Below are 537 nucleotides of genomic sequence, written 5' to 3' on the forward strand. Positions count from 1 at the left end.
GGTCAGCGATACGCCCGTGACGGAGTGAAAAGCCGCGCTTGCGGCCTTGTAGGCCATGCCGCGCAGTCTTGTGGCGATGCTCATACGGCAATGATCCCGGTTGAAAGAAAATCATCCATCCGGCCGCCACCGGGCGGCTCGGGGTTGCGGCTCATCAGCGTGACGGCATTGAGCAGCGCCATCAGCGGGTCGATCTTGAGATAGCCCGCCGCCTGTTTGGTGATGATGATGGCATTGCCCCTGGGCTCGACCTTTGCGTTCGAAACCGCCCAGGCCATGATTGGCCGCGCACCGTGGCAGAGCGTGCCATCCGCCAGCTTGCGCTCGGCGGTCTTGATGGCGCCCGAAAGCGTCCAGCCCTGCGAGATACCCACCACGCGCTCATGCGCGATGCCGATTGCGGCCAGCGCATCGACAATGGCGCCGACGCCCATCGGGTCGAGCCCCACGATCGCGAGCTTGTTGCTCTGGTCGATCGTGCCGAGTACCGCCACCAGCTGGTCGATATCGGTGCCGGGCTCGGCCGTGATGACCAGA

The 537-nt window shown here is 64.6% G+C and carries 1 protein-coding gene; it reads right to left on the bottom strand.

Going from position 1 to position 537, the window contains the following annotated elements:
* Positions 1-80: 80 nt before the first annotated feature.
* The coding region (locus C0V97_RS01605) for a terminase TerL endonuclease subunit (protein WP_233581899.1) at positions 81-537 on the bottom strand (457 nt) is incomplete at its 5' end.

It is taken from the genome of Asaia sp. W19, from assembly GCF_003994335.1.
Classification (GTDB): Bacteria; Pseudomonadota; Alphaproteobacteria; order Acetobacterales; family Acetobacteraceae; genus Asaia.